This is a genomic window from Muribacter muris (genome assembly GCF_004569585.1).
Lineage (GTDB): Bacteria > Pseudomonadota > Gammaproteobacteria > Enterobacterales > Pasteurellaceae > Muribacter > Muribacter muris.
This window is the reverse complement of the sequence record NZ_SPPA01000036.1, coordinates 1-12,317: the sequence shown is the minus strand read 5'-3', so window position 1 is coordinate 12,317 and position 12,317 is coordinate 1. Positions and strand designations below refer to the sequence as shown.

At 39.9% G+C, this 12,317-nt stretch carries 20 protein-coding genes; 9 read left to right on the top strand and 11 right to left on the bottom strand.

Features of this window, described 5'->3' with window-relative positions; translation table 11 throughout:
- Positions 1-124 precede the first annotated feature (124 nt).
- Positions 125-409, top strand: a complete 285-nt coding sequence (locus E4T80_RS11840) for a conjugal transfer protein TraG N-terminal domain-containing protein (protein ID WP_209304380.1) — start codon at positions 125-127, stop codon at positions 407-409.
- Between the two features lie 52 nt (positions 410-461).
- Here the strand turns inward: E4T80_RS11840 and E4T80_RS11835 are convergent, their stop codons facing one another.
- The 4 genes from E4T80_RS11835 to E4T80_RS11820 form a co-directional block, all read right to left on the bottom strand.
- Positions 462-758: a hypothetical protein gene (locus E4T80_RS11835; protein WP_135058614.1), complete on the bottom strand. Its 297-nt coding sequence runs from the start codon at positions 756-758 to the stop codon at positions 462-464.
- Positions 759-917: 159 nt separating this feature from the next.
- Positions 918-1,145: a hypothetical protein gene (locus tag E4T80_RS11830; RefSeq protein WP_135058613.1), complete on the bottom strand. Its 228-nt coding sequence runs from the start codon at positions 1,143-1,145 to the stop codon at positions 918-920.
- A 2-nt stretch (positions 1,146-1,147) separates the two neighbouring features.
- Positions 1,148-1,441: a type II toxin-antitoxin system RelE/ParE family toxin gene (locus tag E4T80_RS11825; protein ID WP_135058612.1), complete on the bottom strand. Its 294-nt coding sequence runs from the start codon at positions 1,439-1,441 to the stop codon at positions 1,148-1,150.
- The gene (locus E4T80_RS11820; RefSeq protein ID WP_135058611.1) at positions 1,434-1,613 is read right to left on the bottom strand and encodes a hypothetical protein; all 180 of its coding nucleotides are present in this window, start codon (positions 1,611-1,613) and stop codon (positions 1,434-1,436) included. The genes E4T80_RS11825 and E4T80_RS11820 overlap by 8 nt, the downstream gene beginning before the upstream one ends.
- 477 nt (positions 1,614-2,090) lie before the next feature.
- Here E4T80_RS11820 and E4T80_RS11815 point away from each other — a divergent pair, with 477 nt between their 5' ends.
- From E4T80_RS11815 to E4T80_RS11805, 3 genes are read left to right on the top strand one after another with little or no spacing between them, the layout of a single operon-like run.
- On the top strand, positions 2,091-3,065 hold the full coding sequence (locus tag E4T80_RS11815) for a DUF6012 family protein (RefSeq protein WP_135058610.1): 975 nt from the start codon (positions 2,091-2,093) through the stop codon (positions 3,063-3,065).
- Positions 3,037-3,216: a hypothetical protein gene (locus tag E4T80_RS11810; protein WP_135058609.1), complete on the top strand. Its 180-nt coding sequence runs from the start codon at positions 3,037-3,039 to the stop codon at positions 3,214-3,216. Before E4T80_RS11815 ends, E4T80_RS11810 begins: the two co-directional genes overlap by 29 nt.
- A 41-nt stretch (positions 3,217-3,257) precedes the next feature.
- Entirely contained in the window at positions 3,258-3,821 is a 564-nt protein-coding gene (locus E4T80_RS11805; protein WP_135058608.1) for a conjugal transfer protein TraG N-terminal domain-containing protein, read from the top strand.
- Positions 3,822-3,867: 46 nt separating this feature from the next.
- Here E4T80_RS11805 and E4T80_RS11800 read toward each other — a convergent pair whose 3' ends face one another.
- From E4T80_RS11800 to E4T80_RS11770, 7 genes are all read right to left on the bottom strand, one after another.
- Positions 3,868-4,098, bottom strand: a complete 231-nt coding sequence (locus E4T80_RS11800; protein ID WP_135058607.1) for a hypothetical protein — start codon at positions 4,096-4,098, stop codon at positions 3,868-3,870.
- A gap of 13 nt (positions 4,099-4,111) precedes the next feature.
- Positions 4,112-4,396 (bottom strand): type II toxin-antitoxin system RelE/ParE family toxin, encoded by a 285-nt coding sequence (locus E4T80_RS11795; RefSeq protein WP_135058606.1) that lies wholly within the window; start codon positions 4,394-4,396, stop codon positions 4,112-4,114.
- Complete coding sequence (locus tag E4T80_RS11790) at positions 4,389-4,580, bottom strand: hypothetical protein (RefSeq protein WP_135058605.1); 192 nt, start codon at positions 4,578-4,580, stop codon at positions 4,389-4,391. The genes E4T80_RS11795 and E4T80_RS11790 overlap by 8 nt, the downstream gene beginning before the upstream one ends.
- A 170-nt stretch (positions 4,581-4,750) precedes the next feature.
- The gene (locus tag E4T80_RS11785) at positions 4,751-5,191 is read right to left on the bottom strand and encodes a hypothetical protein (RefSeq protein WP_135058604.1); all 441 of its coding nucleotides are present in this window, start codon (positions 5,189-5,191) and stop codon (positions 4,751-4,753) included.
- 3 nt (positions 5,192-5,194) lie between these two features.
- Positions 5,195-7,291: an integrating conjugative element protein gene (locus tag E4T80_RS11780; RefSeq protein WP_135058603.1), complete on the bottom strand. Its 2,097-nt coding sequence runs from the start codon at positions 7,289-7,291 to the stop codon at positions 5,195-5,197.
- Between the two features lie 42 nt (positions 7,292-7,333).
- Entirely contained in the window at positions 7,334-8,305 is a 972-nt protein-coding gene (locus E4T80_RS11775) for a TIGR03756 family integrating conjugative element protein (RefSeq protein ID WP_135058602.1), read from the bottom strand.
- Positions 8,302-8,763, bottom strand: a complete 462-nt coding sequence (locus E4T80_RS11770; protein ID WP_135058601.1) for a TIGR03757 family integrating conjugative element protein — start codon at positions 8,761-8,763, stop codon at positions 8,302-8,304. Before E4T80_RS11770 ends, E4T80_RS11775 begins: the two co-directional genes overlap by 4 nt.
- 139 nt (positions 8,764-8,902) lie before the next feature.
- Between E4T80_RS11770 and E4T80_RS13040 the strand changes: the two genes are divergently transcribed.
- The 5 genes from E4T80_RS13040 to E4T80_RS11750 all read left to right on the top strand — a co-directional run bounded on the left by E4T80_RS13040 (position 8,903) and on the right by E4T80_RS11750 (position 12,031).
- Positions 8,903-9,049, top strand: coding sequence for a hypothetical protein (locus tag E4T80_RS13040; protein ID WP_194186352.1), 147 nt, complete (start codon positions 8,903-8,905; stop codon positions 9,047-9,049).
- 164 nt (positions 9,050-9,213) lie between these two features.
- Positions 9,214-9,441, top strand: coding sequence for a hemophilus-specific protein (locus E4T80_RS11765; protein ID WP_135058600.1), 228 nt, complete (start codon positions 9,214-9,216; stop codon positions 9,439-9,441).
- A gap of 121 nt (positions 9,442-9,562) precedes the next feature.
- Positions 9,563-9,958 carry a hypothetical protein gene (locus E4T80_RS11760; protein WP_135058599.1) on the top strand — a complete coding sequence of 132 codons (396 nt, stop codon included), beginning with the start codon at positions 9,563-9,565 and terminating at the stop codon, positions 9,956-9,958.
- Positions 9,959-10,550: 592 nt separating this feature from the next.
- Positions 10,551-11,513: an ArdC family protein gene (locus E4T80_RS11755; RefSeq protein WP_135058598.1), complete on the top strand. Its 963-nt coding sequence runs from the start codon at positions 10,551-10,553 to the stop codon at positions 11,511-11,513.
- 83 nt (positions 11,514-11,596) lie between these two features.
- Positions 11,597-12,031 carry a DUF29 domain-containing protein gene (locus E4T80_RS11750; RefSeq protein ID WP_135058597.1) on the top strand — a complete coding sequence of 145 codons (435 nt, stop codon included), beginning with the start codon at positions 11,597-11,599 and terminating at the stop codon, positions 12,029-12,031.
- Positions 12,032-12,317: the final 286 nt, after the last annotated feature.

The following is a 12,317-nucleotide window of genomic DNA, read 5'->3' as shown; positions in this document are numbered from 1 at the left end:
TTAATTCACCATTGCCATATTTTAGAAACGGGTAATGAATCTTATCGATTTAAACATCGTAATTAAGAAATAATAAAAGTGGATCACTTTTAAAGGATCTTTGTGGTTCAATTTTGGAAGATCATTGACAGATAGCTCTCTTTATCAAGCTCTGTACGGACACTTAGGTGGTAATGGAAACATTATTGATGATGTTGCAGAATTTTTCCGAGAGGGCGATGAACACGCTTCAATGAATATGGTACTTAATTCTATGTATTTGGTGATACCAGCATTATGGATTGGTTTCTTAAGTTGGGCTGGAGTTAAGGTTGGTAATGGGATAAGCTCCGCTATTCAAGGAGGAGCGAAAGAAGCTAAAAGTGGTACTAATGACGGAATAAACACAAGTAAATCCGTTGTAAAATAAATAAGTTAAAAATAATAAGGCGTATATTACAATATACGCCTTATTACTTACATTAATCGTGGATTTTTATATCGCCACTATAATACCCATAACCAGAATGTCCCATTCTATAGCCGTCATCATTATTATATTCATCTTCTTCATATCTATCACTTGCACTAGCATTATGTAATGATAAATAAGATTTTGTAGTAGCAATAGAAATAAAAGCTAAACCTTTCCCTATTGTGCTAAATGTATCTTTTGCAGTAATACCTTTACCCGCCTCACTCCATTCATCATTACTGTTGTTTTTCAATGCTGATTTATACGCCGCCGTAAAGGTTGAGAATTTAGATTTTAGAGACATTTGTTATTCTCCAATTTTTTGAGTGCTGTGGTGGAATTTACGCCGAAAATAGTGAAGTGTCAAGAGTGAAAGTAATGAGGATAAATGAGAGGAAAGTTAAACTTCTATATAGTTGTGAGCGGCTTAATAGATATAAAAATTAGAGTAGCTACCGAGTTTTTAATGATTTCTTTCTCTTAACTCTTTCCGTAATGCACTGACTTCTTCTCTTAATTTACGAGTTTCATATGCTTCAACCGATCCCCAAAATAACGCAAACTGAATCTTCGTACTTTCTTTGACACTTTCAGAAATCGAACAATCCGTATTTTGCCAAGCAGTCTCACTATTGGCACAAGCAGACTTATACGCTGCTGCAAGGGCTGAAAGTTTGGATTTTAGAGACATCATTACTCTCCTATTTTAGGGTAAATTCTACTTGAGTGAATTACAGCAATAATCCAAACGTGATCTTCTCGCTCTTCATAGACAATTCGATAACCTCTTACAAATGCTTCCCTAGTTTTGCCATCACGGATTCGACCAATAGCAGAAGGCATAAATCCGATAGTGTCTATTTTAGCAAAAATATCTTCTTGTAATTTGATCCCACTGTTTTCAAAGCCTGTATATATCATTACTTGACGGACACAGGCTCTTATATCATTAATCGCTTCAGGCGATAGTACTACTGGTTTAGGCATACGCTACACTACGTTCAAAATCAGCTAAATCTTGAGCAGTTTCTTCGATAGTTGCTCGAACCAAAATTTTTGCTTGATCAAGCGGAATGCCTTTCCCGGCTTCTAGTTCTTCACGCCCCTTAGCAATTTTCTGAGAGAGATACTCATCATAACCTTTTTCTTTGAATAGCATAGTATGTTCCTTTCAGTTATATTCATATCGAATCTACGCTTAAAGTGTTGTAGTGTCAAGGATATTTATGTGTTATAGACTACACAAACATTTTAGTAGTGGGGTATTGCTAAAAGAAAGCTTACGACTTATTCAGGCAGGGGTAATTATTTTAGTTTCATATATAGCTTTCTGACAAAGCTGGCGACTTTCTTCTAATGAAATAACACGACCATTTTCAATGTCATCAAGTCCTTGTTTTACTTACTTTGTTAAAAAGTTTTTGTATTCTTCTGTCATAGGAAACTCCCATAATTTTTTGCATACCACCTATCTGCCAGGCGATAAGTACCGTTTAGTACAATATATAGTCTATGCAGTAAAATGCAAGCATTTTATCATTAATTGTCTCTGATATTTGGAGAGTTTCGGCTTTTCTCTGTGTGCGGGGATTATTATATTTCTCGTATCTATTCTTATACTTGGAAATATAACACTATGCTCATCCATTTAACGCCCACGTTTATCAATCCGTTTAGAGATGCCAAAGTCACATTAGAGCGTTTAAGTATTACGGCTGGAAATGATCGTTTTGAATATGACATTCCTATAGAAGATTTAGCTTTAAAAAGACCATTCCCGAATAAAACTTACTATATTGCGTGTAGAAAACGGAAAAATAAAGCCTTTATAGGCTTATTAGCTCATATCGAAGAGGATGAAATCAATACATTCACTGTTTATGAAGAATGGAAAACCATTACTGACAATGGTTTTGAGCATAGCCATTTCCATTACATCACATTCCATCTGCTTGATAATAAATTTAATAGTGTGTCGCAAAATTTCTGTTTATGGCAAGCGTACAGCACAGAGAGGCACAAAGATTGGGCTTCTGTGAGTTGTACGCCAAAAATGGAACTTTATGCCAAAATTTCTAAAGATAATCCTCGTAGGAATGAAATTGAAGATGGATATTATTTTAATGGTGTGCTTAAGCAAAGAATCGAGCAGTATTATGTTTCAACAATACCACATTCAGAACTTTTTGAACGAGGAGAAATATTATTTTCAAATAGAATGCCAGATATAAATTTAGACGGGTTCAACTTAACAAGATATATGATGAATGATGAAGAAATCAGGGCAATGGATAATCAGATGAGTAAAGAAAAGAATTTTCTAAAAAAAGCCGCAGAATTAGGTTTACCCTTTGATTTTTGTCAAACAGTTTATACCTTTTTATTAAGTACCTATATTACACCTGAGGGATTTCACTCGATTTTCAGTAATATGTATTCTAGCGATACTGTATTTGAGTACCTTGAAAGAATGGTTGAACATAATTTGCTAATTATTGATGAACAAGATTCGGAATTAGGGTTTGATGATACAAGTTTTTTAACGTTAAACATTGAATACGATCCGAGCATTTTAGTTGATAATGAAAGAGAAATTTTCGACAAAAGTTGAATTGCTCTATGTAGAGCTTTATTCTCATAAGTATAAAGAAATAGTTGAACAGGTCATTTTAAAGCGTTCATATCAAGGTAAAGAGTCTGTAGGATATACTTTTAATCCTGATCATTCTTTTGACGATTTCAAAAAAGCTTTGTTGGGGTAATAGATGTCAGGAATGAACGATCTTTTACAATTTTTTGAAATATGTCGTCAAAAGAGATTGCCGGAGTAGGCGGTACGGTCGGTAATGCTATCACAGCCCCGGCGTTTGACTCAGTCAAGCAATCACTACCGTATGTTCAAAGCCTGATACTCTTTGCAATCAGTATCAGTATGCCTATTATCATTGTATTTAGTGGGTATAGTGTGAAAGCAATGATGACAATGACCTTTGGTTGGTTTGCCGTATTTTTCCTGTCGTTTTGGTGGGAAATCGCATTTTGGCTTGATATGTCGCTATACGAAACCTTGTTTGGTTTTGTATCGGATAAATCACAACTGGTTAAAATAGATAACCTGGGTGAGTTCCTGACCGAAACAGGTGGTGCGACACAAGAGTATTTATTAAATATCTTAACTAATGTGATGTATTTGCTTTTACCCGGATTGTGGGTTACGTTTTTAGGCTGGACTGGTATTAAAGCTGGGTTAGGATTAGATAATGCTGTTAATAGCGGTGGCAGAACTGTTCAAAGTAACACTAATGACGGAATAAACACAAGTAAATCAGAAATATCAAAAATGAATAAGTCAAAAATGAACAAGTAATATCAAAATAATAAGGCGTATATTTTAATATACGCCTTTCAAGTCATTAATTATGGATCTTAATGTCGTTACAATAGTAACCGTACCCAGAATGCCCCATTCGATAGCCATCTTCATTACTGATTGATGGATTTACCCATAATGCAAATGTAATCTTCGTACTTTCTTTAACACTGTCAGAAATCGAACAATCCGTATTTTGCCAAGCATTCTTGCTATCGGCACAAGCAGACTTATACGCTGTTGCAAGGGCTGAAAGTTTGGATTTTATAGACATTGTTTATGCTCCTTTATGGTCTTGGATATAAACGGCGAGAATGGATTATTGTTAAAATATATACTTTTTCGGGGTGTATCTCATAAACAATACGATAATTACGGCAGAATGTTTCCAATGTGCCATCATCTCTACGTATGCCTATCGTAGGCATAAATGCAATGAGATCAAGTTTATTTTGTAGTTGTTCCCAAAGTGAAACTGCACTCAACCAATGTCCAGTATAGTCTTCCACAGATTCTAAAATCTCAACTAAGTTAGACTTTGCTTTTGATGACAGTTCCCAAGATTTAGGCATAAGCAACCCCAAACGAATTTTCATCTTCTCGTGATTTCTGACGTTTTTGCATTTCAGCAAATAATACATTTAATTCGTTATTGATCTGTTCCCGAGTAAAGGTTTCACCTCTAGCTATCGCTTCTTGGCCCGCTTTAATTTGCTCGGCAAGAAACTCGTCATAACCTTTTTCTTTGAATAGCATAGTATGCTCCTTCCAGTTATATGAGTATCAAATGTACGCCGAAAGTGTTAGGGTGTCAAGGGAGTTTTTGTGCAATATATAGACTACACAGGGGAAATACAAACGTTTTCGTGAATTGTTGCTAAAAGAAGGCCCACCTAACTATTCAGACAGGCGGGCTAATTATTTAATTAAGCTGCAAAGCCGGATTTTTGCATCAGTTTGCGATCAAAATTATGTTTGATAGGCTTGTTTGGCAAGCATTCAAATGTTTCAATCACCCGACCTGTTTTGGTTTCTTTCAAGGTGAAACTTGCCTCAAATGCCCCTTTTGGATTACCTCTCGGCTCAATGTGTCCGATGACGTAAGAATAACCTTTATTACGCAACTCTAGCGTTGCTGTAGTAAATTGAGAACCACCGGCAATTTCTGATTCAGGGTTTTTAAGTGCCTCTTTTATTGGGTTCTTAAATGTCATTTTGTCATACGAAAAGACGTAATTATTCCCCTCTTTCTTCACAACAACGGGGAGGTTTTCCATCGTTGTGCAAGAATACACTACGTTACTATTAGCAAAGGCTGTTGTTGAGAATAGAGCTACTGATAAAGCTAAAACGGTAAGTTTTTTCATAGGTTAGTTTCCTTTTTGTGCGTTTACAATATAATCGGCTTCTTGGTTACGTCTGCGAGCATTAATGCCATTATTATGCCCTTGCAAGTTACGGATTGAATTTGCCAATGCTGTCATATCACCTGATTGGGCGGAGGCTGCCGCCGCTTTCCGAACACTTTCCAATTTAGAGAGCGAGCCGTAGTTATATGAGACAGATGTGAGTACCGCTTGTGCTGCGGGTGTTAATTTTTCCCAAACATCAGCCCCTACATTACGTCTTGCCGTATTCATAAATTGCGGCATTCTTCGGGCTAGATCACGTTCTGCATCTTCACGGCTGACAACAGTGCCTTTTTCGACTCGGTGTACTCGTCCGTCTGCCGTGGTATAAGTATCAGATCCATACCCTGCTCGATAAGCATTAACATCCCATTTACCTTGACCTAAATAACCCTCAAATTGTTTCAATAATGCGGTCGCTTGCTCGGCGGCATTGCCATTGACTTGGGCAATTTGAGTATAGTTTCCGACATTTACATTACTGGCAATGTTAGTTGGGGAGGCTTTATAAGTGCCGTAAAAATCACTCATCCCCGTGCCGTCTGACTTTGGGATAACGATATGCCTCGTCCCGACCGCTTGTCTTGCAGAATTAGCCACATCACCGGTATTCAAGTTATTCGCCCCGGCCGGATTGCTTAAATTCGCAAAGCGGCGGTTGCTGTCACCAAGACTATTATCATCTACCGCAAAGGCTTGCTCATTCATTCGCTGAGTAATCGCAACCAACGCTGTATTACCATTGATTGAACGTTGCAACTCCATCTCGAGTTTAACCTGTTCAATTTCTCTGTCAAGTAACTTGAGATTTCTTTCTGCTTCCTCTACTAAAGAGGATTTGATCACATTCGGTTCACGCATCCCAGCCAGCATTGCACGGCGAATGAGCAACAATTTTTCCATTTCTTTGGAAATGGCTAATTCTTGCGATAATCTTGCCCCTAATAGCGCCGCATCAGGCGAGGCAGCGATGGCTTCCAATACACCTTTAGTAACGAAAACGGTTGAGGTACTGAGTGAGTTGAGCTGTTCCGGTGTTAGCCCATCAAGATTGTTCAGCGCAGCTTCTAATTTAGTCGCTTTTTCAATAGTCGTTTTCTCAATAAAATGCGCTACCCCTTTCCCCGCTTTCGCACTACTCTGACTCTCTTGGCAGGTTGCACAAGCGTCTAGAAAGGTCTCCCCAAGAATCTCATTCGCATAAGCGGCCGCTTCTTCCGGATTTTTCCATTCCGTACAAAGCATTCCATCACAGCTTGCGATAGGCACATCGCCTTTTTCTAATGGACCACGTCCTAATGCCAGGTTATAGCCTGCGCCGACAATATCCGCAACGATAGCCATCGGTTTCTGATCTTTCCCCCCACGTTGCTCACCGCCTACCCAGGGAATGCCTTTCTCAGCATCTCTCTTGTCTATTTTTTTCCGAGCGGCCATTGCATCCGTTTCGGTTTCTGCAATTTCGGCTGCCCGCTGTAGCCCGGCCATTTTAGCTAATTTGCTATCCATTGCTAAGTCAGCCAACTGGTTAGACATTGCTTCACAACTGGTTTTGAAGTTATTAAAGTCAATTTTACCCTGATATAACCCGTTTGAAAGAATATCATAAAGTTGTGGATTTGCCCGCTGTATGATCATTGCCGGTAAGCTGGCAACCGCTCTGGTTGCTGATTGGATAATGTTGCCATACAAATCTTTGAACCCCTCAGTAATCCCATTTAATTGGTTTTTAATCGAGAATTTAATGTCAAATTTGCCACAGGTTAAGTTAGATTTCCAGCCGATGCCGATGCCATATTGATGGGGGCTGCCACGAGATGCCGGAGCAGAAATCGCACTACCACCGCCGATAGCATAGTGCATATAGTCAGACAGCACAGGATAGTTTTCTGTATGACCGGATATACCTACACTACCGGTTTTATAACCGGTGGCATTTTCAATAAAATTGCTAACATTACTACCAACATCAATCGTGTTACTCTCCGCATAAGCACGACTCGTCATACCGAGTATGATGCAAGCGGTCATACATTTGAGTTGTTTTACTTTTTTCATTTTTTGTCCTTAATGATTAAAGAGAGACTGATAACTCTATAGTTAATGTGTATGGGTACTTGTCCAATCCACATTCCCTAAAAACACTTGCCCCGCTTTCTTACAGCAAGCATAAGGTCGCCATAATGCCCAACTGTAATTTTCGGTATTGGAGAAACGATCAGAATGAGCAGCCCAATCACCGCCGTGTGGAAAGACATTGCAACTTTGTTCCATTTTGGGTGAAAGGAGCTGCCAGCGATGGGTTTTTTTATCCCCCTCGATGACTTCTTTCGGATACCATTTACCTTTGCCGCCGCTTTTTTGTACGGGATAGTAAACGTGTAATTGCCCTGTCCGGCTCACAATGTCAGCGACTCGCTGGGCAATAACCGCCGCTGCTTTATAATCGTGGGTTTGCGTCACGCTACCGGAACGGGGATAAAGATTTCCCCACATATCCGTTACCGAACCAATATCTCTCATATAGGGTATGAGGGCTTCGGGATAAAACATTTCAGGCATATTGTGATTCCACGCAAGATAATCCAAAGCACTTAAAAAATAAGGGACATAAGGCGTAGTTTGACTTTCACAGGAGTAACCGAACGAACTGATCATCTGCATTGCAATACCACCGGGATGACCAATAGCTTCGGCATTTTTGAAACGGTACTGAGTATATTTTTGATTTAAGCGGTTATTCATCCCGCCTTTTGCACCCGGATTTAACCACTTCATTTCTATCCACGGGCTTTGGCTGCCGTGGTTGTAGACCGAGACCACCATTTCAGGGATAAAATGATGCACTTTGACAGAAGTTTTTACACTACATTTCCACAAGACACATTTAAGCCAAAAACACGTCCCGACTACACTCCAGTCAGAGCAGCTTGGCGAGACAGTAGAAGTCATAATTGTTGCCGTATTGATACTGTTTGCTTCAATCGCTGCGACAGGTTCTGATGAGAGCGAGAGAGAACAGATCAAAGCAGAATAAGCGGTTATTTTTGTCGTTTTTGTTGCAAAATTCATTGGAAATTTCCTCGTTTGAGTAAATCATCACGATAAAGCACAATCGCTTTACCCACATCAGTTTCGCCATAAATAACCGATGAATATGCCGGGTTTGATGTTTCAAATACCACCGCAGGGATTTTCATCACACCTTGTTTCCAGCCCTCAATGACACCTTGATAAGCTATTTTGAGTTTGGTCTCAAACTGCTTCCATTCTGTCGTCTTCATTACTTGACGGACTTGCTGTTCAGCTTGTGTTGGATCAGTAGATAGATTGGGTAAAAAAGACTCTTCCAATTTTTCTACACTGTCTAAATGGTAAACTACATCAGCAAGGTGTGATTGTTGAATAGGATAGGTCTGCGAGGTAAATACTTTAACCTTTATATCTGCGAGTTGATTAGCAGGATTCGCACTGGCGACTACCGAAAACAGCAGTAACGGCGCAATATAAAAAGATGTTTTGGCTTGCATAAATGCTCCATAGAGAGGAAATTTACGCTTACCTTAAAATATGAGAAGACGGGATTAAATTGGAAAGTCTTTTTTAGTTTTGGAGAGTTTATAAACTCTCCAAACCGACTTGATAGTTTTTTCTTGTTTCAAATTTTAAATGGATAATAATAATCTCAACTTCTGTATCTGCGGATACAAAGTAGGTGGCTTAGAACTGCGTTCGGATGCGTCTGAATTGAGCTACGGGTTCACTGCGGTGAATTTGGTTCATTCCCTTTGTTGGTCGGTTCACCAACCCAAATAAAGAACTACCCTTAAATACCGACACCATTCTGTAAGCGGTAGCAAGTGCCTCAACACTTGGAATGGATTTTCAATACTTTATCTATCAACCTGTCCAAGGGAAACATCTATTTCCCTGTGGGCAATCGGTGTTTTCCCTTTGGAGATAACTTAAAGGATAACACTATGATTCATATCAGACTGTCCTGTCTTGCGGACATTTTGGATCCCAAAAATATCCATAGTCAAGATCATATAGCCAAACAAATTGAAGCAAATGCTTTATATGCTTGGCAAAACCGTCATACATCGGAAAGCAGCGTCCGTTTTATTAACAAAATGGGCGATGGATTTTTCCGCTTTCTCAATGTTAAACAACAACCGGACGGTTCGTTGCTAGTCTATCGCAATTAACCTCTCGCAAAGGGGAATTTTATTCTTCTTATAATTGCTTTAGCGGTATATTTTCACCCTGTGGGGAATCATTTTCCCTCCGGGCAAGATGTTTCTCCACTTTTTCTTTTGGAGAAACCCAATGATTACCTCAATCCTTAAACTTTTTAAATCTGATGAACCATTCAATTGGAAAAATCATCAATCCTATCAAAAATCAGCTTGTGATCCACTTCAAGACATTAAGGCTCAAATCACAAGCAATATTCAACAAGGGCTGGTTTATCGCAAAGCCTTTATTGATACAAAGCTGTTAAACCAACTAAATGTCTCGCCAAATGATAGCTATTGGGAAACCCCCGAAACGGATCTCACCCAAATGTATCAAGCAATACAGGCGGCAACTGAAATAGGATACTACTTCACCATCGTCTCACCAACGCCTTGGAAACGAGTGCTGTTGGTCGATATTCGCCAAATCCCGATTCGCTATATTCAAAATGAATGGAGCAATAATCAAGATTGGTCTGTAAATTAACATTTACGATTATGTTAATCGCTAAAGAAACAAAATAGCCTTTACATTCACCTATCTGCTTTTTCACCCTTAGGGAAAACCTTTCCCTAAGGAAATGTGTTTTCCCCTTTTTAATTGGAGAACACAATTATGAATCTGTTACACGCTTATTTTAAATCACAACTTATCGCTGCCGTTTTATCTCCGCTTCATCTTCATACGGGAAGAAATAGCTGAAATCGACCGGTTTCGTCACCAATTCAATACGGTAATCCGACTTTGCCAAGACTTTATTGACGGTAGCTCACAATGTGCAGAATTATATGCCGTTGTCAGAGATCGCCGCACCAATATTGCACTGGGCGAAAGTGATTGGATCAACCTCGTTTTTGATGCCGGAGACAGACAATTCTCAGGTTATAAGAGTGAATTGATTAGTGAGGCGATTGAACACGCCAAACAGAACATTCATCAATATTCGCAAACTTTTGCTCAAACCAGACCGCTTGCGGTTTAATTTTACCGACTTCCTCACCCTCGGGTGAGCCTACCCATTGGGGAACCCGTTCCCCTGTGGGCGTGTTCCCTTTATTTTTCAATTTAGGAGAACACGATGAACACCTCAACCTCAAAATTCGACCTTTACCAAGACATCACTGATCGTATTATTGCAGCCCTTGAGAGTGGCACTACCCCCTGGCTACAACCTTGGTGTGCAGCCGGCAGCCATTTGGGTTTACCTAAAAATGCCGTCTCAAACCGCTTTTATAGTGGCGTCAATATTATACTGTTGTGGCTCTCTGCGGCGGAAAACGGCTATCAGCAGTCCAAGTGGATTACTGCAAAAGCAGCGTCCGATCTCGGTGGCCATATCCGCAAAGGCGAGAAAGCCACTCGGGTCGTCAGCTATCGTCCTGTCGAGCGGGAAAAATGTGATGCAGACGGCAACCCGTTGTTTGATGAAGCGGGCAATCCGGAAATAGAACGTTTTGCAATGTTAAAAAAACATTATCTGTTTAACATCGAGCAATGTGAAAAACTGCCTGTTGAACTGTTTGATCCGATTGAGCCGGCAGCGGCAGATGAAAAGCAGTTTCGGGAATTTGCCGATATTCACACAATGTTAGACGGTATCGGGCTGACTGTGAAATCCGAACCGAGCAATCGGGCGTACTATCACCCGAGATCCGATACGGTAGTAATGCCGGAAATGAAGCAGTTTGATTCCGAAGCCGGTTATTACAGCACGTTATTGCACGAAATGACCCACGCCACCGGTCATCAATCCCGACTGGGGCGTGAGGCGATCACCTCCGGAAAAGCAAAATTTGGTAACAAATTATATGCCTTTGAGGAGCTGGTCGCCGAAATGGGCGGTGCATTCTTATGCGCCCATATTGGCTTTAACACCGTGCCACACAGTGCGGATTATATTGCCGGTTGGCTTGAACTACTCAAGTCTGACAAAAAAGCGATTTTCCGTGCAACTGGGAAAGCCCGTGAAGCCTGTGACTATCTGTTTGATACGCTGACTGTGATGCGTCAAGCGGAGCGTTACGAAGTATTCGAAGTGTAATAAATGAGCTATTTGACTTCTTATCCTCAATATTCATAGAATATTCAGGATAACATTCACGCTGTTTCAGCAGGAGGTACACTATGTCTATTGCTTACGCATCAGATTTATACGCTTGGGCAAATGAACAGGCTTATTATTTAAGCCAAAGAGTATTTGATCAAGTAGATATAAAGCATTTAACGGAGGAGTTAGAAACAATGGGAAATTCGGAGTTATCGGAACTCGAAAGCCGTTTAGAGTTATTAATTATGCACTTACTAAAATGGCAATATCAGCCTAATCGGCAGGGGCGGAGTTGGTTACTCACGATTAAAGAGCAACGTACTCGGATTGAAAAACGCTTAAAGCGTTCTCCCTCACTAAAATCTAAACTCAATAATGAGGAGTTTCTACAAGATATTTGGGAATTAGCGGTATTATCAGCTGCTCGGGAAACCGGACTTGATGAAAACAGTTTCCCTGCAACACCTATCTGGACTCTTGCGGAAATCCTTAATCCTCAATTTCTACCTTAAATAAACGTGCGATCAACATTGGTCGCACTTTTACCTTCACCCTCGGGGTAATCCCCGAGTGGATTACCCTATTTTTATTAACAGGAGTAATCCAATGGACTTTGAAAAACAATTTATCGACTGTTTTCAGAAAATCGCCCCACAGTATCGCCGGTCTGTCAATGATCTTCCAAAATTGAACCACAAAGATCCTTTAAAAGTGATCCACTTTTATTATTTCTTAATTACGATGTTTAAATCGATAAGATTCATTACCCGTTTCTAAAATATGGCAATGGTGAATTAA